This is a genomic window from Pseudonocardia sp. Ae717_Ps2, assembly GCF_001932475.1.
In the GTDB taxonomy this organism is placed as follows: Bacteria; Actinomycetota; Actinomycetes; order Mycobacteriales; family Pseudonocardiaceae; genus Pseudonocardia.
Window position 1 is genome coordinate 1,133,696 of record NZ_MCIS01000001.1, and the last position, 19,942, is coordinate 1,153,637.

Below are 19,942 nucleotides of genomic sequence, written 5' to 3' on the forward strand. Positions count from 1 at the left end.
CGCCCTGCGCGTCGATCAGTACCTCAGTGCTGTCCCGCGGTCGGACGACGACGCTCAGGTACTGATCGACGTGCAGGCGGCTCGGGCACGGGCGGGCACGGGCAGCTGTTCCGGGTCAGCGGCTCAGGTCCAGCAGGGACAGCGCGCCGCGCAGCACGTCGTCGATCCGCGCGACCGGGACGCTGCGGCGCCACTCGTCGAGCGTGCCGCGCACCAGGATCCTTCCGGGGGCGAGGTCCAGCCCGTGCAGCCGCAGCGCGCCGGGCAGCCCGGGGAGTTCGGCCCGGCCCGAGCGGATCGCCGCCAGCGGGCTGCGGTCGACCATTGCCCGCACCGAGCGACGGGTGTCCGCCGAGCGGGGTGGACCCATCCACCGCCCGGCGACGGTCAGGCCGGTGACCTTCCAGGACAGGGTGTGCCCGTCCACCGACACCGCGAGGTCGGCGGCCCCGAGCCCGGGACGGCGCCGCAGCCGGGCCCGGGCGACGCCGTCGTCGTCGACACCCACCTCGACCTGCGGGAGGTGCTCCCGCAGCCGCCCGGCGACCCAGGCCGGGTCGAGCTCGGCCTCGATCTCCACCGGGCCGGTCACCAGCTCCGGCGCGAGGCCGGGACGCAGCCGCACGTCCGCGGCGGTCACGGTGAGCCCGCGCAGCGTGAGACCGGGCCGGACGACGTCGCGTGCGGCAAGGGTGACCGTGGCGAACCGCCCGGTCGTCAGCGCCCGGGCACCGAGCCCCGACGACGCGACGGCCGTCGGCACCAGCCGCACCTGGGCCCCGCGGGAGCGCAGCGTGGTCGGGCGTCCGACGTAGCGCAGCCGCGCGGCCTCCAGCAGCGCACGCAGGAGCAACGCCGATCCGGGCGCGGTCCCCGCGTCGAGCAGGGCCGTCGCCGCGGAGGGGCCGGCGGGCGTCTCGACTGCCATGACGCTGCTGGCTCCCTCGAACGGTGGACACGGTCGGTTCGAGCGTCGCAGGCCGGGCGCTCCTCCGCGCGGCCGCGTCGGGGATGTGCGACGACCCGCACGCCGTCGTCGGCCGGTGGCACGACGGCGGTCGGTCGGCACCGGCGCACGGCACGGCCCGCCGTCGACGGTCGCCCGGTCGCGTGCCGCGGTCGACACCGGCCGGGGGCGGGCACCCCGTCTCCCGGGTGTTGTCCCGCAAGGCATCCGGTCCGGGAACAGCCCCATCGGGGCGTTTAGGACAACCCGGGAGAGTGATGGACCTGCTCCGGTCTGGACACGGGCCCGGGTGGTGGCGGCACCGTCTGTCATGGCAGTGATGCGCTCTGCGGTCCCGGAGACCGACGTGATCGCCGGCCGCTACATCCTCGCGACCCATGTCGGCATCGGGTCGACCGCGACCGTCTACCGGGCCTGGGACCCGCACGAGGACCGGGCGGTCGCGGTCAAGCTGTTCCTCGACCGCTGCGAGGACGGCAGCCTCGACCGGCTGTGCCGCGAGCTGCGGACCATGGCGCACCTGGACCACCGGAGCCTGGTGCCGCTGCTGGGCGGGGGCGTCGACCGCGGCCGCCCGTTCATGGTGTCCGAGCTCGTCGTCGGCGGGACGCTCGCGGCTCGGCTGGCCCATGGTCCGTTGCCGGTCGAGCAGGTCGCCGGGATCGGTGCCGACATCGCGTCCGGCCTCGCGCACCTGCATGCCCGTGGGGTGGTGCACCGCGACGTCAAGCCCGCCAACATCCTGCTCTGCGCCGAGACCGGCCGGGCACGTCTCACCGACTTCGGCGTCGCCCGCGTGCTGGGCTGCTCGGCGCTGACCCGGACCGACGCCGTCCTGGGCACCGCGGCCTACCTCGCGCCCGAGCAGGTCGCCGGTGAGACGGTCGGCTCCGCCGCGGACGTGTACGCCCTGGGCCTGGTCCTGCTCGAAGCGCTCAGCGGGGAGCGGGAGTACCTGGGGACCACGGTGGAGTCCGCCGTCGCCCGGCTGCACCGGCCTCCGCGGGTCCCCGGGGAGCTGCCGCCCCGGCTGCGCCGGGCGTTGTCCGCCGCGACCTGCCGGCACCCGGACGAGCGGTCGGCCGCCGACGACCTCGCCCTGCTCCTCCGGCACCACCGGCGACCGATGGATCTCCGGCGAGCCGGCGGCCCCGGACCGTCGTAGCCTGCGCGGGTGCCGGACATCACCACCTTGATCCTCGACGACCACGCCTGGTTCCGCCGACAGTTCGCAGCCCTGGACGAGCTCCAGGCGCGCGACGCCGACCCCCGTGAGCTCGCCCGCCTCTGGGAGCCGCTCGCCGCGCGCCTCGACGTGCACGCCCTGGCCGAGGAGAAGATCTTCTACCCGCAGCTGCTCGCCCACGGGGAGGACCCGGAGGACGAGACGCTCGACGCCATCGGGGACCACAACGAGATCCGTGACGGTGTGGCGCAGGCCGAACGCAGCCCCGTCGGCAGCGGCCACTGGTGGGAGGGGGTCTGGGCGGCCCGCCGTGCGAACGACGAGCACATGGGCGAGGAGGAGAACGAGGGCCTCGCCAACTTCCGCCTGAACGCCACCACCGGCCTGCGCGACGCCCTCGGCCAGCAGTTCGCGGAGTTCCTCGACGCCCACCCCACCACCGCGGGCCTCGACAACTCCGACAAGGACCCCGAGAACTACGTCGAGGCGATCCAGGCCGAGATCGACCCGTCCGACCCGACCCGCGACGGGCTCGGCATCGGCAGCCTGAAGGGAAAGTAGACATGGCCGTGCACGACCACCTCATGCGGGAGAAGGCGCCGATCCCCACGACGGCCTGGAAGGCCGTCGACGACGAGGCCCGCGAGCGCCTGACGCCGCTGCTGGCCGGGCGTCGCCTCGCGGACTGGACCGGGACCGCGGGCTGGCAGACGTCCTCGGTCGACCTCGGCCGCTCGCAGCGGCTCGACGGGCCGCCGCCCGGTGTCGCCGGCGACGGCGTCACCGCCCGCCTGCGCCGGGTGCAGCCGTTCGCCGAGTTCCGGGTCCCGTTCACGGTCTCCCGCGACGAGATCGACGACCTGCAGCGCGGTGCGAAGGACCCGGAGTTCGACGACCTCGCCCGCGCCGCCCGCGCGGCCGCCGCGATCGAGAACCGCGCGATCTTCCACGGCTGGCCCGAGGCCGGCTTCGAGGGCATCGCGGGCGTCTCGCCGTACGACACGGTGGCCCTGGGCGACGACCCCGAGACCTACCCGGGGGCCGTGGCCCGTGCGGTGGACCAGCTGCGCCGCAACGGCATCGAGGGCCCCTACGCGATGGCGATCGCGCCCGAGGGCTACACCCGCATCGTGGAGACCGCCGAGCACGGCGGCTACCCGCTGTTCGAGCACCTGAGCCGGATCCTCGGCGGGCAGATCCTGCGTGCACACGGTCTCGACGGTGCCGTCGTCGTCAGCCAGCGCGGCGGGGACTTCCTGCTCGACGTCGGCCAGGACCTGGCGATCGGCTACTCCGACCACGACGCCCGCGAGGTGCACCTCTACCTGGAGGAGAGCTTCACCTTCCGCGCCGTCGAGCCGGACGCTAGCGTGCGCCTGCGCTGACCTGCCGCTCGTGCGCGAGACCGTGCCCCGTCGTCGTCCGGCGGGGCACGGTCGTGTGTCGGGGGCGGGCCCGCACCTCCGTGGCTCCGCGGATCCGCGCCCCATCGCCGCGCACAACCCGGACGGATTCCTTTCTCCGGCAGGTGCATGGGCGGTGGCTCCGGTCGCTCGCACGATGGGTGTGTCCCTGCGGTCGGTCCGGCAGCGCACGGATCCCGCGGCCCCCTCCCGAGTCGGAGATCCTGATGTCCCCAGCTACCGACCGACCGCCGCCCGCGTGGACGTGGGACGACGAGATCGCGACCGCACTACGACTGCGCTTCCTGCAGTGGACCCGGTGCAACTCGTCGGGACTGGTCGACCAGCTCGAGCAGTACCTGCACCCGGCGTTCCTCTACGTCAGCGTCTTCGGCCGCCGCTACGACCGTGACGGCTACCTGACGCTCGTCCGGAGCCTCGAACCAGGAGCGACCTACATCGTCCACCGCGCCGCGGCCCGGGTGAACGGCCCGATCGCCCAGCTCGACGGCGACTACTTCACCCTCTCCGTGACCAACGACGGCGAGGACCTCTCCGCGCACACCCGGTTCACCGCAACCTGGGTTCACGGGAGCGACGGCTGGCGGTGCCTGACGCAACAGGGAACCAGCTACGAACCCGATGAGTACACGCGGGACGAGGTCGCCGCACTTCTCCGCGACCGGCAGGGCCGGTGAGCGGTCCCGCCGAGTGACGTGCCCGCGTCTGGAGGCGATGTACGCCGACGACGAGCACACCCGTGCCGGGAGCAACCGACTCGGTGTGTAGGTGAGTGCCCCCGGCAGGATTCGAACCTGCGACCTAGAGATTAGAAGGCTCTTGCTCTATCCAGCTGAGCTACGAGGGCCGGCCGCCCCGGACCTCGTCCGGTGCGCCCCCACCGTAGCGAGGAGGGCAAGCGATCACAGCTGCGGCTCCGCCGTCACGAACCACCCGATCCGGCCCGTGCGCAGGGCGTAGCGCCATCCGACCGGTTGAAGCACACGCCGAACGGGCCTCGCCTGCGACGCTGACGGACCGTGACGTCCATACTGTCCCCATGGTGCTGGGACTGCGATCCGCGCTCGGGTCGGATGTGGGCCGTCGCCGGACGTCGAACCAGGACTCCGGAGCGACGACCGGCCGACTGCTGATCGTGGCCGACGGGATGGGCGGTCATGCCCACGGCGAGATCGCGAGTGCGACGACGGTGTCGGTGTTCACCGAGCTGGAGTCTCGACTCCCGCAGGACCTCACCGACATCGACCTCGCGGCCGAGATGATCGAAGCGCTCAACGACGCCACGGACCGGTTGGCCCGCCGCGCCGCGGACGAGCCGGAGATGCGGGGGATGGGCACGACCGTCGTCTCGCTGCTCCTCACCGGTGACCAGCTCGCGCTCGCCCACATCGGGGACTCCCGGATCTACCTGCTGCGGGACGGCGAGCTGAGCCGGCTCACCCACGACCACACGATGGTCCAGCAGCTCGTCGACCAGGGGCAGATCACCATCGAGGAGGCGGCGCACCACCCGCGCCGCTCCGTCCTGATGCGCGCGCTGAGCACCGACCACGCGCCGGAACCGGACCTCGACCGTGTCGACATCCTCGTCGGGGACCGCTATCTCCTCTGCTCCGACGGTGTGACCGCCGTGCTCGACGACGACGTCCTGCACCGCGAGCTCGCCTCCGGCGCCGAGCCGGAGCAGGTCGTCGACGAGCTCATCAGGCTCGCCAACGAGGGCGGCGGGCCCGACAACATCACCGCGATCGTCGCCGACGTCGTGGAGGTCGACGACGCCGGCGGCCCGGGTCAGGATCTGCGGATCGCCGGGGCCGTCGCCGAGATCGCCACCGCGGACTGATCCTCAGCGCCGGGCCACCACCCGCCGCAACCGGACCGTCCGCAGCGCCGTGCGGTGCGCCGCGAGGTCCGCACGCGCCCGGTCCGGGAGATCGGGCGGGTAGACGCCGGCCGCGCACAGTTCGTCGGCGCCGACCGACGCTGCGTCCCCGTCGAGGGTGAAGTCGAGACGGTCGTCGGCGAGTACGGCGAAGTCCGCGGCGGCCGCCAGCCACTCCGGGTGCTCGACGGCCGCCCTGTGCCGCCACGCACCACGGACCGCCTTCCGCAACGCGGACCCGTGCCAGCCGAACGACCGCGGCGCCGGCACCAGGACCGAGATGAGCCCGTGCGGTGCGAGGACCCGCCGCAGCTCCGCGAACAGACCGTCGATGTCCCGCAGGTGGGGGAGCAGCATCGGGACGGCGACCCGGTCCACCGACCGGGTCCGGAGGGGAAGCGCCACGGGCGACGCCGTGATCCGGAGGGGCTCACTGTCGCCCGCCTCCACCACGAGCTGCCCGGCGACGACGGTCGCCCGGACCCGGCCCGTCGCACCCGGGGTGCGGCACCAGGCCGCGGCGGTGAGCTCCGCGCCGGCACGCAGCCGGTGCAGGACAGGAGGGAGGACGTCTCCGTCGGAGTGCACGCGCCGAGTCTCGCGTGGCGATGCACCGGGCCTACGAGACACCACGACGAACGGCCACCCGCGGTCGACGATCGTGATCAACTCCCTGAGCCCGTCGCCTCCGGCGACGACCTTCCGCCCACCGACCGCTCGTCGCGGCCGGACACCGCGACGGGCGGTCGAAAAAAATCTTGAAAACAGTTGGCGTGCAGGCAGGCGTGGGACGAACGACGGGTGGAGCTCCGGTTCGAACCCCCACCGTGAGCTTCCACTTGCGCGATCGGCGCTGGTCAACCAGTATCCGAGGTGAGCTCGTCAGGGCGACCGTTCGTCGCTCGGCAGGGTCGGGCTCGACCGCGGTGTCGTGCGGCCCGGAGACGGGTTTGCGCAGGTCATCGGGTGTTTCCGACTCCGGTTTGACGTGCCCGAATCGCATGGCGTAACTTTCTTCCTGTCAGCGAGTGAGCCGGACAGAACGGGCCCTGAGTGGTTCGGTCAACAGGCCCCGCGGACAAGCTGACCCCCTGGTGGTTCGCCGAGTTTCTCGGTGTGGTTGTCTTGGTGGGTCGAGGCGATCCGTCTTCAGGATCCCGCTTCCTTGTGTGGGGGTTGGGTGATTGCGGTGCGGGTGTCTTTTGAGAACTCAACAGTGTGTCGAGCTATATTGAATCGGTTTGGCGTTTTGTGCCAGATTGTTTGTTTGGTTGCAGCATTCGATCCCGTCGGGTGTTGTGGCCAGTGTTTGTTTGTCAGGGTTTTGTTGGAGAGTTTGATCCTGGCTCAGGACGAACGCTGGCGGCGTGCTTAACACATGCAAGTCGAGCGGTAAGGCCCTTTCGGGGGTACACGAGCGGCGAACGGGTGAGTAACACGTGGGTGACCTGCCCTCCACTCTGGGATAAGCCTGGGAAACTGGGTCTAATACCGGATAGGACCACTGGCTGCATGGTTGGTGGTGGAAAGTTTTTTTCGGTGGGGGATGGGCCCGCGGCCTATCAGCTTGTTGGTGGGGTGATGGCCTACCAAGGCGGTGACGGGTAGCCGGCCTGAGAGGGCGACCGGCCACACTGGGACTGAGACACGGCCCAGACTCCTACGGGAGGCAGCAGTGGGGAATATTGCGCAATGGGCGGAAGCCTGACGCAGCGACGCCGCGTGGGGGATGACGGCCTTCGGGTTGTAAACCTCTTTCGCCAGGGACGAAGAGTGATTGACGGTACCTGGAGAAGAAGCACCGGCCAACTACGTGCCAGCAGCCGCGGTAACACGTAGGGTGCGAGCGTTGTCCGGAATTATTGGGCGTAAAGAGCTCGTAGGCGGTGTGTCGCGTCGGCCGTGAAAACTTGGGGCTTAACTCTGAGCGTGCGGTCGATACGGGCATCACTTGAGTTCGGCAGGGGAGACTGGAATTCCTGGTGTAGCGGTGAAATGCGCAGATATCAGGAGGAACACCGGTGGCGAAGGCGGGTCTCTGGGCCGATACTGACGCTGAGGAGCGAAAGCGTGGGGAGCGAACAGGATTAGATACCCTGGTAGTCCACGCCGTAAACGTTGGGCGCTAGGTGTGGGGACCATTCCACGGTTTCTGTGCCGCAGCTAACGCATTAAGCGCCCCGCCTGGGGAGTACGGCCGCAAGGCTAAAACTCAAAGGAATTGACGGGGGCCCGCACAAGCGGCGGAGCATGTGGATTAATTCGATGCAACGCGAAGAACCTTACCTGGGTTTGACATGCACCAGACATCCCTAGAGATAGGGCTTCCCTTGTGGTTGGTGTGCAGGTGGTGCATGGCTGTCGTCAGCTCGTGTCGTGAGATGTTGGGTTAAGTCCCGCAACGAGCGCAACCCTTGTTCCATGTTGCCAGCACGTTATGGTGGGGACTCATGGGAGACTGCCGGGGTCAACTCGGAGGAAGGTGGGGATGACGTCAAGTCATCATGCCCCTTATGTCCAGGGCTTCACACATGCTACAATGGCTCATACAGAGGGCTGCGAGACCGTGAGGTGGAGCGAATCCCTTAAAGTGAGTCTCAGTTCGGATCGGGGTCTGCAACTCGACCCCGTGAAGTTGGAGTCGCTAGTAATCGCAGATCAGCAACGCTGCGGTGAATACGTTCCCGGGCCTTGTACACACCGCCCGTCACGTCACGAAAGTTGGTAACACCCGAAGCTGGCGGCCCAACCCTTGTGGAGGGAGCTGTCGAAGGTGGGACTGGCGATTGGGACGAAGTCGTAACAAGGTAGCCGTACCGGAAGGTGCGGCTGGATCACCTCCTTTCTAAGGAGTCCCATCATGTGATGGGGCATCACATGGCTCTGCAGGGTTTTGCTCTGTGGGTTTCTGTGGTTCCTTCATTGAATCGCATCATCAGCTCCGTCTGTGGGTTGGGTGCGTTGGGTGGAACGCAGTTCGTTGGACCGGTTTGGCTTGGCACACTGTTGGGTCCTGAGGAGACACCTGGTGAACGGGTTGTTTTCTTTGGCCGCTCTGGTCGGGGGCTTCCTAACGCCTGCTTGTGGTGGGTGGTGGTTGTTCTTGGTTGGGTGTGGTTGTGGGTTGAGTGTTGCATAGTGGATGCGAGCATCTTGTTGTGGTCAAGTTGTTAAGAGCACATGGTGGATGCCTGGGCATCAGGAGCCGATGAAGGACGTGGGAGGCCGCGATAGGCCTCGGGGAGCTGTCAACCGAGCTGTGATCCGAGGGTGTCCGAATGGGGAAACCCAGCGCCCGTCATGGGGCGTTACCCGTACCTGAATTCATAGGGTGCGTGGAGGGAACGTGGGGAAGTGAAACATCTCAGTACCCACAGGAAGAGAAAACAATAGTGATTCCGTGAGTAGTGGCGAGCGAAAGCGGATGAGGCTAAACCGTGTCCGTGTCAAGCCGGCAGGCGTTGCGGGTGCGGGGTTGTGAGGCGTGTCGTTCATCTTCTGCCGAGGGTGGGACAGCATGAACCGGTGTTAGCGGAACGATTCTGGGATGGTCGGCCGTAGTGGGTGATAGCCCCGTACGCGAAAATGTTTGGTTCTGTTGTGGGCATTGTTCTCGAGTAGCAGCGAGCCCGTGAAATTCGCTGTGAATCTGGCGGGACCACCCGTCAAGCCTAAATACTACCTGGTGACCGATAGCGGACAAGTACCGTGAGGGAAAGGTGAAAAGTACCCCGGGAGGGGAGTGAAATAGTACCTGAAACCGTGTGCTTACAAGCCGTCAGAGCCTTGCGGGGTGATGGCGTGCCTTTTGAAGAATGAGCCTGCGAGTTATGCTTCGTGGCGAGGTTAACCTGTGTGGGGTAGCCGTAGCGAAAGCGAGTCCGAATAGGGCGGTTGAGTCGCGGGGTGTAGACCCGAAGCGGAGTGATCTACCCATGGCCAGGGTGAAGCGTCGGTAAGACGTCGTGGAGGCCCGAACCCACCAGGGTTGAAAACCTGGGGGATGAGCTGTGGGTAGGGGTGAAAGGCCAATCAAACTTCGTGATAGCTGGTTCTCCCCGAAATGCATTTAGGTGCAGCGTCGTGTGTTTCTCGCCGGAGGTAGAGCACTGGATGGCCTAGGGGGCCGACAAGCTTACCGAAGTCAGCCAAACTCCGAATGCCGGTGAGTGAGAGCGCGGCAGTGAGACTGCGGGGGATAAGCTTCGTGGTCGAGAGGGAAACAGCCCAGATCACCGGCTAAGGCCCCTAAGCGTGCGCTAAGTGGGAAAGGATGTGGGATCGCCCGGACAACCAGGAGGTTGGCTTAGAAGCAGCCACCCTTGAAAGAGTGCGTAATAGCTCACTGGTCAAGTGGTCCTGCGCCGACAATGTAGCGGGGCTCAAGCGCACCGCCGAAGCCGTGGCAATGACATCTTTGTGGTGTTGTTGGGTAGGGGAGCGTCCTGCGTCTGGTGAAGCCCGGGAGTGATTTACGGGTGGAGGGTGTGGGAGTGAGAATGCAGGCATGAGTAGCGAATGCAGAGTGAGAATCTCTGCCGCCGGATGACCAAGGGTTCCTGGGCCAGGTTGTTCCGCCCAGGGTGAGCCGGGACCTAAGGCGAGGCCGTCAGGCGTAGTCGATGGACAACGGGTTGATATTCCCGTGCTCGTGATAGTGCGTCCATGCCGAGGCTGGTGATGCTAACCATCCGAACCCACCTTCGCTCCTTCGGGAGTGTTGTTTGTGGGGGAGCGTGGGATCCGATCTGGTAGTAGGCAAGTGATGGGGTGACGCAGGAGGGTAGCTCCGCCACGCGGTGGTTGTCGTGGTGTAAGCCTGTAGCCTGATCTCCTAGGTAAATCCGGGGGGTCGTGAAGGGTGAGAGGTGATGCGTAGCCGATTGAGGCGAAGAGGGTGATCCCATGCTGTCGAGAAAAGCCTCTAGCGAGTGCTGTTGCGGCCCGTACCCCAAACCGACACAGGTGGTCAGGTAGAGAATACCGAGGCGATCGAGCGAACTGTGGTTAAGGAATTCGGCAAAATACCTCCGTAACTTCGGGAGAAGGAGGGCCGGTTGTCTTGATGCCCCGTGCGGGCTAGGGATGGCCGGTCGCAGAGACCAGGCCCAAGCGACTGTTTACTAAAAACACAGGTCCGTGCGAAGTCGCAAGACGATGTATACGGACTGACGCCTGCCCGGTGCTGGAACGTTAAGAGGACCTGTTAGTCCCCTTGTGGGGCGAAGCGGAGAATTTAAGCGCCAGTAAACGGCGGTGGTAACTATAACCATCCTAAGGTAGCGAAATTCCTTGTCGGGTAAGTTCCGACCTGCACGAATGGCGTAACGACTTGGGCGCTGTCTCGACCACAGACTCGGCGAAATTGCACTACGAGTAAAGATGCTCGTTACGCGCGGCAGGACGGAAAGACCCCGGGACCTTTACTATAGCTTGGTATTGGTGCTCGGTTCGGCTTGTGTAGGATAGGTGGGAGACTGTGAAGCTATCACGCCAGTGGTGGTGGAGTCGTTGTTGAAATACCACTCTGGTCGAATTGGGTGTCTTAACCTCGGGCCATGATCTGGTTCAGGGACAGTGCCTGGTGGGTAGTTTAACTGGGGCGGTTGCCTCCCAAAGAGTAACGGAGGCGCCCAAAGGTTCCCTCAGCCTGGTTGGCAATCAGGTGTTGAGTGTAAGTGCACAAGGGAGCTTGACTGTGAGACTGACGGGTCGAGCAGGGACGAAAGTCGGGACTAGTGATCCGGCACCACCTTGTGGAAGGGGTGTCGCTCAACGGATAAAAGGTACCCCGGGGATAACAGGCTGATCTTGCCCAAGAGTCCATATCGACGGCATGGTTTGGCACCTCGATGTCGGCTCGTCGCATCCTGGGGCTGGAGTAGGTCCCAAGGGTTGGGCTGTTCGCCCATTAAAGCGGTACGCGAGCTGGGTTTAGAACGTCGTGAGACAGTTCGGTCCCTATCCGCCGCGCGCGTTGGAGACTTGAGGAAGGCTGTCCCTAGTACGAGAGGACCGGGACGGACGAACCTCTGGTGTGCCAGTTGTCCCGCCAGGGGCACGGCTGGTTGGCTATGTTCGGGAGGGATAACCGCTGAAGGCATCTAAGCGGGAAGCCTGTTCCAAGATGAGGTCTCCCACCACCTTTGAGTGGGTAAGGCTCCCAGGAGATGACTGGGTTGATAGGCCGGAGATGGAAGCCCTGTGAGGGGTGGAGTTGACCGGTACTAATAGGCCGAGGGCTTGCCACAACGAGTTGTTCGCATCCACTGTGTGACCCTGAGCCCACAACCCTGTGCGGGTTGTGTGTTCGTAGGTCCCCCCATGTTTGTGTGGGGGTTTGTTGAATAGTGTTGTCGGTGGTCATTGCGGTAGGGGAACGCCCGGTCCCATTCCGAACCCGGTAGCTAAGCCTTCCAGCGCCGATGGTACTGCACTCGCCAGGGTGTGGGAGAGTAGGTCGCCGCCGACATTCAACATGATCAGGAAACGCCCCGGACTTCATTGTCCGGGGCGTTTCCTGTTTTCTGGGTTCTGTTCCGGTCGGCTCTCCGTAGGCTGCCAGGGCACGACAGCGCTGCCCACAGTGCGCCCGGCGGGGTGCGGGGCGTTGTGTGCCTGTGCTCTGGGCCCGCTTTCGGTTGTGGAGTCGGTCCCGTCCCGTCCCGTCCCGTCCCGTCCCGTCCCGTCCCGTCCCGTTCTGTCCCGTTCTGTCCCGTTCTGTTCTGCGCCGGCTGTGAGCCGGGCGGGGCACGGGGCACAGGTTTCTGTGACCTCGCATCTGCTGCAGGGTCTGCGAGGTCGTAGGACGGTGTGCGAGGTCGAACGCACCCGCGGCGATGGATGAGGCGCGGTAAGGCAGGGCGATGCGGGGTGAGAGTGGGCGGGGACTCGGCCCGGGGCCGGGGCCACGGCGACCCCCGGTCCACCGATGACGCTGCTCCACCGATGACGCTGCTCCACCGATGACGCTGCTCGGCACCCGACTCTGCACCATCGATAAGACGTGACCCTGCACCACCGGCTAGCCCGCGACTCTCCACCACCGGCGAGAGAGCACGCCAGGGCCAATAAGGCACACACAGGCGGAGTCTCGCTTGTGAGGCACCCAGTCGGCCGAGAACAACCGCCGGCAGCAACACCAGCCACCCCCGGCGGCAACACCAGCCACCAAAGCCCTCAGAGATCGGCACCCACGGCGTCGTCGACACACGAGGAGCCGTCGGCCAGGCCCGCACGCTTTCCAGGCCAAGTGTGGTCGCGGCACGGTGGTCCGGAGATCAGCGTGGGCGCAGTAGGTCCTGCCGCGCTGCCGGCCATGTCCGTGAACCGGTGATCGATCCCTGGTGGTCGCATGCTCCACCGCGGGGCCACCACCGGGGCCGGTCGTAGCGCATCTCCGTGACGTGCCCCGTCAGCGCTCTACTGACGATCGCACCGGGAACCCCGCTGACCCCCCGGCATCTCAGTTCTGTGCGGACAGTGGCCCTCGTCCGGCGTGACCGGATCATGAGGGTGGTGGACGCGCGACGGTGCCCGCTCCGCTGGGCAGAGGGTCCTGCGTGCATCCAGGCCCATCGGAGATCCGCGACGTGAGGATTCCGTGCGGCTGTCGTCGTCGCTGCTCACGGGAGTGTCGGCCACCACGCTGGACACGTCGGGGTAGGCGAGAGGCCAGGGCAGGCACAGCGGCCCGACAATCTCCGTGGCTCCGTCCAGATGGGATGGCCACTCATCCCCAATGGGCGCAGTTGTCCACAGACAGCGAAGCGACCCCGTCGACGGGGCGTGGGCGGGTGAAGCTCATGGGGACAACGCACCCGAGAGCTCCGGAGGATCCGATGAGCGACAACACCGCCACCATCGTCGGCAACCTGACCCGCACCCCCGTCCTGCGCTACACCGCGAACAACATCCCGGTCACGGACCTGATGGTCGCGGTGAACCACCGACGCAAGGACCCGATGACCGAGCAGTGGCGCGACGTCACCTGCACCTACTACACGGTGACGTGCTGGCGGACCCTGGCAGAGCACGCGGTACGGACCTTCGAGAAGGGGCACCGCGTCATTGTCATCGGCCGGATGTACGTCGAGGAGTGGACGGGCCGGGAGGGCGACGTGCGGCAGAGCATCCGGATCGAGCCGTCGAGCGTCGGGCTCGACATCCGCTTCTCCCCGGCGGCCGTCGCGCCGCGTCCGTCGGTGCACTCAGGTCCGTCGGTTCCGTCGGTCCGCGACGCCGACGATGCCGTCTCCCGGTGGGGAGTCCCGCCGACCGAGGCGCCGGACCACGACGGGTACGACGACGAGCCGGACGAGGCAGAGAGTGCGGAGGTCGAGGAGCTCGCGCGGCTGACGACCGCACCGGCCTCGAGCGGCTGAGCCGGCCCGATCTACCATCGCATCGTGGCGGATCTGATTTACACGATGCGGAACGTGCGTAAGGCGCACGGCGACAAGGTCATCCTGGAGAACGCGTCGATCAGCTTCCTGCCGGGGGCGAAGATCGGTGTCGTGGGCCCCAACGGGGCCGGGAAGTCGACCGTCCTCAAGATCATGGCAGGGCTGGAGAACCCGAACAACGGCGACGCGTTCCTCAAGCCCGGCGCGACGGTCGGCATCCTCCAGCAGGAGCCCCCGCTCAACGAGGAGAAGACCGTCCTCGGGAACGTCGAGGAGGGCCTCGGCGACGTGAAGGTCAAGCTCGACCGGTACAACGCGATCGCCGAGGAGATGGCGACCAACTACACCGACGAGCTGATGGAGGAGATGGGCCAGCTCCAGGAGGAGCTCGACCACGCCGACGCGTGGGAGATCGACTCCCAGCTCGAGCAGGCGATGGACGCGCTGCGTTGCCCGCCCGGGGACGCCCAGGTCACCCACCTCTCCGGTGGTGAGCGCCGGCGCGTCGCGCTGTGCAAGCTGCTGCTGTCCCAGCCCGACCTTCTCCTGCTCGACGAGCCCACCAACCACCTCGACGCCGAGAGTGTCCTGTGGCTCGAGCAGTTCCTCGCGAGCTACCCGGGCGCCGTCCTCGCGGTCACCCACGACCGGTACTTCCTGGACAACGTCGCGGGCTGGATCCTCGAGCTCGACCGGGGACGCACTTTCCCCTACGAGGGCAACTACTCCACCTACCTGGAGAAGAAGGCCGAGCGTCTCGCCGTCCAGGGCAAGAAGGACGCGAAGCTCCAGAAGCGGCTGAAGGAGGAGCTGGCCTGGGTCCGCTCCAACCCGAAGGCGCGTCAGGCGAAGAGCCGCTCGCGGCTCGACCGCTACGAGGAGATGGCGACCGAGGCCGAGCGGCACAAGAAGCTCGACTTCGAGGAGATCCAGATCCCGCCGGGCCCGCGTCTGGGCAGCCAGGTCGTCGAGGCCTCCCACCTCGACAAGGGCTTCGACGGCCGCCAGCTGATCAAGGACCTCTCCTTCACGCTGCCGCGCAACGGCATCGTCGGTGTGATCGGTCCGAACGGTGTCGGCAAGACGACGCTGTTCAAGACGATCGTCGGGCTGGAGCACCCGGACTCCGGCGAGGTCAAGATCGGCGACACGGTCAAGCTGTCCTACGTCGACCAGAACCGCGGCGGCATCGACCCGAAGAAGACCGTCTTCGAGGTCGTCTCCGACGGACTCGACTACATCCAGGTCGGCAACACCGAGATGCCGTCGCGCGCCTACGTCGCTGCGTTCGGGTTCAAGGGCCCGGACCAGCAGAAGCCGGCCGGGGTCCTGTCCGGCGGTGAGCGCAACCGGCTCAACCTGGCGCTGACGCTCAAGCAGGGCGGCAACCTGATCCTGCTCGACGAGCCGACGAACGACCTGGACGTCGAGACCCTCGGTTCGCTGGAGAACGCGCTCGAGCAGTTCCCCGGCTGCGCCGTGGTCATCTCCCACGACCGCTGGTTCCTCGACCGGACCTGCACGCACATCCTGGCGTGGGAGGGCACCGACGAGAACCCGGCCGCGTGGTTCTGGTTCGAGGGCAACTTCGAGGCCTACGAGAAGAACAAGGTGGAGCGGCTCGGCGCGGAGGCGGCGCGACCGCACCGGGTCACCCACCGTAAGCTCACCCGCGACTGATCACCGCCCGGTCCGGACCTCGCCATCCGGTCGGTCCGGTCCCCGGAGACGGGTGACCGGCTCGCCGGGAGGTCCGGACGGTGGTGTCACTCACGGGAAGCGATGTGACGTTCGACCTGGGAGGTCGGGCCGCCGGCGCGACGACGGCCGAGCTGCGCACAGCGGCGGCCCTGCGCTGGCAGCGGCCGCTGCTCACCGCGGAGCTGGCCGAGCAGGCGTGCGGGCGAGCCGTCGCAGACGGTGACGATCTGCGCTGGCTCCAGGCTGCGGGCTGGCTGCTCGACGGTCACGCCGCCAGCGGGGACGCCCGTGACGTCGCCACCGCCGTCGTCGCCGGGGTGACCGGTCACGTCACCGCGGGTGACACCACGGTCCCGGTCCCGGTCCCGCTCCGCGCGCCCGGTACCGAGGTGCTCACCCGCCCCGAGGGCGCTCGTCTGCGGGTGGAACTGGCGGGGGTCGCCCAGGCCGACGGTGAGCTCGAGGCGGCTCGGGCACTCGTCGTCGGACTGCCGGACGACGCACCGGGCGAGGACCCGGGGCTGCTACGCCTCGACCGGCTCGCGGTCGAGGTGCGCTGCGCACTGGCCGGGGCCTCCGCCGCCGAACTCGAGCGGCTGCGCAGCGACGTCGACTCCTGCGGGTCCGGCTTCGGTGGTGAGCCCGCGGCGTACGCGGACCTCGTCGTCGGATCGGTCCACCGGGCGCGGCGCGAACACGACGCCGCCGTCGACCGCGCGCTGCGCGGCCTGGCCCAGCTCGGCTGGACGCCGGAACGGCCCGGGGCCCGCCCCCTGTCGACCCACCTCGCCGCGGCGCTGCTCAGCCAATGGATCACTGCACTGCTCGACTCCGGACACGTCCCGGCCGATGCGGTCGCCGCGGCCGCCGCACAGCGCGATGCCGCGGCCGCCGGCCGTCAGGGCGTCCTGCTGCGGCTCACGCTCGCCCGGGTGCAGGCGGGCCGTGCGGACCACGCCGCCCGCGCCCTGGTGGAGGCCGCTGACGGCGCCGAACAGGCGGGCGTCCCCGCGCTGGTCGCGGCCTGCCGTACCGCCCAGTCCGAGCTGCACGAGGGCTCGGGCCGGTACCGCGATGCCCTCGAGGCGATGCGGGCCGCGATGGAGGCCGACCAGATCGATCGCGACCGCGGCACGCGCTTCCGCGCCGCGATGGCGGCGTTGCTGCCGCTCGCGGACGTCCTCACCACCGCCGAGCGGCCCACCCCGTTCCCGCGCACGGGCGGAGTGCCAGCCGCATCCGCGGAGCGTCCGGCTGCCACCGGAGGCACCGTCGCCGGGGCCCCGAGCGGTGGGCCCGGTGCCGGGGCCCGGGAGGACGCCGGTCGCGGTGCGTCGGAGAGCGGTCTCGCCGGGACCGGCTCCGGCAGGGCCGTGTCGCCGTCCGGAAGGGACGAGCGGGCCGGGGACGACCGGTCCACCGGGACGCCGGTCGGGGACCAACCGGTCGGTGCGTGGGTCGGGACCGACCGACCCGCCGGAACCGGACCCACCGAGTCCGACCGCGGCCGTCCTGCCGGCGACCGGCCCGGGGAGGACCGCTCCACCGGCACGCCGAGCAGGGACGACCGTTCGGGCGGGGCCAGGGACGGCCGGCCGGCCCGGCCCGGGAACGACGACGCCGCGGGACCCGGGGATGCGAACGGCCGTCCGGCGAACGACCTGCCCGGACGCTTCCCGCTGCGCTGGGCGCCCTCGGCGAGCCTGCTCCTGGGCCCCGGCACGGCGAACGATGCCGGACCTGCCGATCCGTCACGCGACGACCGCACCGTGGACCGGTCCGCCGGCGCGAACCGGAACGGTCGCGGTACCGGCGACGCCGGCGTCGCACCAGGTACGTCGTCGGCGACCGGTGCGCCGGACACGACGATCCCGGACACGACGATCCCCGGGGACACGACGGGTCTCGCGGACACGACGGGCCCCGCGGAGACGGCTGCCGCGCCGGACACCACGGACCCCGCGGAGACGGTCGGCCCGCCGAACACCACCGGGCGCCCGGGGACAGCCCGTCCGGACACGACGAGCACCACGGAGGCGACCGGACCCGACCCTGCGGGCCCTGCGGAGGCAGCCGGGGCAGCCGACCGTGGGGTCGACGGCACCACGAGCAGCGGCCGCGAACGACCCACGGGCATCGACCCCGCCGACCCGCTGGGTATCTCCGGTCTCCTCACGGACGAGCCGGCGTCGACGGCACCTCGGGATCCCTCGTGGACCGGTCCGTCGTGGACCCCCGACGCGGCAGGTGGCTCACCGCTCGCCGATGCCCTCCTGGCCGAGTGGCGTACCCCCGAGCCGCCTCCCGCCGCGCCCCGCAACGGGTCCCACGTCCCGGCCGAGTCCGGACGACGGAACGGAACACGACGCAACGGGGCCCACCGGTCCGGCGAGGACCACGGCGCGGATCGCGCGGACGACCCAGGCCGCGCCGGCGACCACCGGAACGGATCTCCCGTTCCGGAGCCGACCGTCGTCGCCGATCGGGCGGCGCCCGAGCCGCCCCCCGCCGACACCGGCACGCGCACCGATCAGGGGAGCGGGCGCGCTGGGGGCCGTGCTCCGGAGACGGGTCGGGCTGCGACCCCGGCCGCCCCTGCGACCCCGACCGGGCCACCGGGTCCGGCGGAGCGGTCGATCGTCCTCGACCTGGTCGACGGCGATCTCGAGACGATCACCGGCACGGCGGCGGTGGGGGCCCTGCACGACGTGGTCGTCCGGACCCGCCGGCTGGTCCCGCCGTCGGGGACCACGCGTCGCGACGACGACACGGTGCGGGTCATCCTGCCCGACGTCGACCACGTCACCGTCCTGCTCTGGGCACGGTCGCTCGCGACGCACCTCGGCGCCCGCGTGCGCCGGGGCGGGCTGCCGGCGGGGGCGTCCCTGCGGATGCAGGCCGTCGGCCCGCACGGTGTCGAGGGCGAGGAGATCGTCACCGAGCTGACCGGGCCGGACACACCGGCGCCCCTCCCCGAGGCCTCCTCGGTACGCGACCGGGCCGACGGACACTCCGGCACGACACGGAACGCCGAGGCGGACCGGTCGGACGGCGGTGGGTCGTCGGCCCCGGAGCCGGTCGCCGGGCCGGCACTGGCCACACCGCTGGACCTGACCGGCGGAGGCGCGGGCCGGGGTGGGCGTCGACGGGCCGGTGGTGACGCGGCGAGGTCGTTGAGCGCTGTCGGTCTCACCGTCCGGCCCGGGAGCGGCGGGCGGCGGCGCTCCGACGGACCCGTCGGGAGCCCGACGCCCCCCGACCGGACCGCCCGGGACCTGGCCGGCCCCGGCCCCGGTGGCCGGGACCGCGCCTCCGGGAGCACCGCGGAGCCGCGCCCCTCTGCCGGGGACGACGCCGTCCGGGCCCCGTCCGACCGCGGTGCGGCGGGCACGGACTCCACCGACCCGGAGAGCACCACGACGTCGCAGGTGTGGGGCGGTTCCGCTCCGGTGGACCGCACGTCGGCACCGGACCCGCTGGACACCCGGTTCGCGCTGCCCCCGGAACCGGACCGGCGCCTCGCCGAGGCCGTGCGGGCCCACCTCGACCTCCCCGGGACGGACGGCGCCGCCTCCCGGCACGACGGCCCGGCCCGGGAACGTTCCGGACTGCCGGTGCGGTGGTCCGGGGTCGACGACGGGGCGGGAGAGTCCGCGCTGCCCCGTCGTCGTGAGCGGGATGTCACTCCGCCGACCGACGACGGACACGACGGGACCGCAGGACTGTTCGACGGGAACGGGACCACCTCCGTCCGGGGCGGTGGCCACCGGAACGACAGCGCTGCGCACGGTGCGTCCGGGAAGCCCGACGGGAGCGGCGCGGGGACCTGGACACTGCGTACCGCGGCCGGACCGACCGTCGTGCGGGGTACGCCGGCCGTCGTCGCTCCGGGGACCGACGACGGCGCCGCCACGAGCGGACCGTCCGCCACGAGCGGACCGACCCCCGTGAACGGCCCGGGCACCGCGAACGGATCCACCACCGCGAACCGTCCGGCGACCGAGCCGCAGCACGGCGAGGCGGGCACCCCCGCGACCTCGGACGACGCGCCATCCGCGAGAGCCGAACACACGGGTGCGACGGAGCCGGGGACGACCGAGCGTCCGGGGACGACGGAGTATCCGGGGACGACGGAGCACTCGGGGACGACCGAGCGGCCGGAAACGACAGAACGCCCGGAGACGACGTCGTCATCGACGGACGAGACGCCGGGCGCCTCGGCGACACCTGCCCCGTCCGAGCCCGCCGCGATCCCCGAGGACATGGGCCTCGCCGATCTCCTCGCCGGGGCTCTCGCGGCCTACCGCGAGATCTGACCGGACGCGGGGAACCGTTCGCCCGGTCGTCGCGAGCGCGGCCGTCGGCGGTCCGCCGGTG

10 protein-coding genes, 1 tRNA gene and 3 rRNA genes are annotated in these 19,942 nt (G+C 69.1%); 11 read left to right on the forward strand and 3 right to left on the reverse strand.

Features of this window, described 5'->3' with window-relative positions:
- Positions 1-115: 115 nt before the first annotated feature.
- Positions 116-928, reverse strand: coding sequence for a hypothetical protein (locus Ae717Ps2_RS05510; protein ID WP_075307712.1), 813 nt, complete (start codon positions 926-928; stop codon positions 116-118).
- A gap of 358 nt (positions 929-1,286) precedes the next feature.
- On the opposite strand from Ae717Ps2_RS05510, the gene Ae717Ps2_RS05515 reads away from it, so the two are divergent.
- The 4 genes from Ae717Ps2_RS05515 (at position 1,287) to Ae717Ps2_RS05530 (ending at position 4,254) form a co-directional block, all read left to right on the forward strand.
- On the forward strand, positions 1,287-2,132 hold the full coding sequence (locus Ae717Ps2_RS05515) for a serine/threonine-protein kinase (protein WP_075333100.1): 846 nt from the start codon (positions 1,287-1,289) through the stop codon (positions 2,130-2,132).
- A 9-nt stretch (positions 2,133-2,141) separates the two neighbouring features.
- Complete coding sequence (locus Ae717Ps2_RS05520) at positions 2,142-2,714, forward strand: hemerythrin domain-containing protein (RefSeq protein ID WP_075307708.1); 573 nt, start codon at positions 2,142-2,144, stop codon at positions 2,712-2,714.
- A gap of 2 nt (positions 2,715-2,716) precedes the next feature.
- Positions 2,717-3,538 carry a family 1 encapsulin nanocompartment shell protein gene (locus Ae717Ps2_RS05525; protein ID WP_060711063.1) on the forward strand — a complete coding sequence of 274 codons (822 nt, stop codon included), beginning with the start codon at positions 2,717-2,719 and terminating at the stop codon, positions 3,536-3,538.
- 245 nt (positions 3,539-3,783) lie between these two features.
- Positions 3,784-4,254, forward strand: a complete 471-nt coding sequence (locus tag Ae717Ps2_RS05530) for a nuclear transport factor 2 family protein (RefSeq protein WP_075307706.1) — start codon at positions 3,784-3,786, stop codon at positions 4,252-4,254.
- Positions 4,255-4,350: 96 nt separating this feature from the next.
- Here the strand turns inward: Ae717Ps2_RS05530 and Ae717Ps2_RS05535 are convergent.
- A tRNA-Arg gene (locus Ae717Ps2_RS05535) sits at positions 4,351-4,424 on the reverse strand.
- 192 nt (positions 4,425-4,616) lie between these two features.
- Between Ae717Ps2_RS05535 and Ae717Ps2_RS05540 the strand changes: the two genes are divergently transcribed.
- Positions 4,617-5,420 carry a PP2C family serine/threonine-protein phosphatase gene (locus Ae717Ps2_RS05540; protein WP_075333101.1) on the forward strand — a complete coding sequence of 268 codons (804 nt, stop codon included), beginning with the start codon at positions 4,617-4,619 and terminating at the stop codon, positions 5,418-5,420.
- 3 nt (positions 5,421-5,423) lie between these two features.
- Here Ae717Ps2_RS05540 and Ae717Ps2_RS05545 read toward each other — a convergent pair whose 3' ends face one another.
- Positions 5,424-6,047 carry a methyltransferase domain-containing protein gene (locus Ae717Ps2_RS05545; RefSeq protein ID WP_075307702.1) on the reverse strand — a complete coding sequence of 208 codons (624 nt, stop codon included), beginning with the start codon at positions 6,045-6,047 and terminating at the stop codon, positions 5,424-5,426.
- Between the two features lie 736 nt (positions 6,048-6,783).
- Here Ae717Ps2_RS05545 and Ae717Ps2_RS05550 point away from each other — a divergent pair.
- The 6 genes from Ae717Ps2_RS05550 (at position 6,784) to Ae717Ps2_RS05575 (ending at position 19,881) form a co-directional block, all read left to right on the forward strand.
- A 16S ribosomal RNA gene (locus Ae717Ps2_RS05550) occupies positions 6,784-8,304 on the forward strand.
- A gap of 315 nt (positions 8,305-8,619) precedes the next feature.
- A 23S ribosomal RNA gene (locus Ae717Ps2_RS05555) occupies positions 8,620-11,710 on the forward strand.
- Between the two features lie 104 nt (positions 11,711-11,814).
- A 5S ribosomal RNA gene (rrf, locus tag Ae717Ps2_RS05560) occupies positions 11,815-11,931 on the forward strand.
- The 16S, 23S and 5S rRNA genes sit together here, the layout of an rRNA operon.
- A 1,369-nt stretch (positions 11,932-13,300) precedes the next feature.
- The gene (locus tag Ae717Ps2_RS05565; protein WP_075307700.1) at positions 13,301-13,843 is read left to right on the forward strand and encodes a single-stranded DNA-binding protein; all 543 of its coding nucleotides are present in this window, start codon (positions 13,301-13,303) and stop codon (positions 13,841-13,843) included.
- Between the two features lie 24 nt (positions 13,844-13,867).
- The gene (ettA, locus tag Ae717Ps2_RS05570) at positions 13,868-15,544 is read left to right on the forward strand and encodes an energy-dependent translational throttle protein EttA (protein ID WP_075307698.1); all 1,677 of its coding nucleotides are present in this window, start codon (positions 13,868-13,870) and stop codon (positions 15,542-15,544) included.
- Between the two features lie 104 nt (positions 15,545-15,648).
- Positions 15,649-19,881 (forward strand): hypothetical protein, encoded by a 4,233-nt coding sequence (locus Ae717Ps2_RS05575; RefSeq protein WP_075333102.1) that lies wholly within the window; start codon positions 15,649-15,651, stop codon positions 19,879-19,881.
- The last annotated feature ends 61 nt before the right edge of the window (positions 19,882-19,942 follow it).

Coding starts and splice junctions, on each gene's coding strand:
- Ae717Ps2_RS05515 (WP_075333100.1), top strand. CDS start 1,287: ATGCGCTCTGCGGTCCCGGAGACCGACGTGATCGCCGGCCGCTACATC.
- Ae717Ps2_RS05540 (WP_075333101.1), top strand. CDS start 4,617: ATGGTGCTGGGACTGCGATCCGCGCTCGGGTCGGATGTGGGCCGTCGC.
- Ae717Ps2_RS05510 (WP_075307712.1), bottom strand. CDS start 928: ATGGCAGTCGAGACGCCCGCCGGCCCCTCCGCGGCGACGGCCCTGCTC.
- Ae717Ps2_RS05525 (WP_060711063.1), top strand. CDS start 2,717: ATGGCCGTGCACGACCACCTCATGCGGGAGAAGGCGCCGATCCCCACG.
- Ae717Ps2_RS05530 (WP_075307706.1), top strand. CDS start 3,784: ATGTCCCCAGCTACCGACCGACCGCCGCCCGCGTGGACGTGGGACGAC.
- Ae717Ps2_RS05565 (WP_075307700.1), top strand. CDS start 13,301: ATGAGCGACAACACCGCCACCATCGTCGGCAACCTGACCCGCACCCCC.